This window comes from Bacillus sp. FJAT-29790, assembly GCF_019039215.1.
Lineage (GTDB): Bacteria > Bacillota > Bacilli > Bacillales > Cytobacillaceae > Cytobacillus.
In genome coordinates this window covers 3,050,281-3,050,681 of record NZ_JAHNZZ010000001.1, presented here as the reverse complement: position 1 = coordinate 3,050,681, position 401 = coordinate 3,050,281, and the positions used below count along the sequence as shown (strand labels likewise).

1 tRNA gene and 1 rRNA gene are annotated in these 401 nt (G+C 44.4%); both read left to right on the top strand.

The features are described 5' to 3' along the window. Window positions 1-76 precede the first annotated feature (76 nt). A 5S ribosomal RNA gene (rrf, locus tag BGM26_RS14465) occupies window positions 77-193 on the top strand. 42 nt (window positions 194-235) lie between these two features. Beyond that, a tRNA-Glu gene (locus tag BGM26_RS14460) sits at window positions 236-310 on the top strand. Window positions 311-401: the final 91 nt, after the last annotated feature.

Here is a 401-nt window from a genome sequence, read left to right as displayed (position 1 = left end):
GACTTAACCACAATACTTTCAATGATGATTGTCTGTTATCTAGTTTTGAAGGAATAATCCTTTTAACAAAAAATAGTCTGGTGGCGATAGCGAGAAGGTCACACCCGTTCCCATCCCGAACACGGAAGTTAAGCTTCTCAGCGCCGATGGTAGTTGGGGGCTCTCCCCCTGTGAGAGTAGGACGTCGCCAGGCAAAGCCCCATTAGGGCTATTTTTTTGCTTTAATTTTATAGTTGGCCCGTTGGTCAAGCGGTTAAGACACCGCCCTTTCACGGCGGTAACACGGGTTCGAATCCCGTACGGGTCACCAATTTAGAGTATTAACTCAGCTAGCTAATACGTACAGGTTATACCTATCTGGTCGTAGTTTAATGTTCTACAATTTTAATTGCTTATTATCG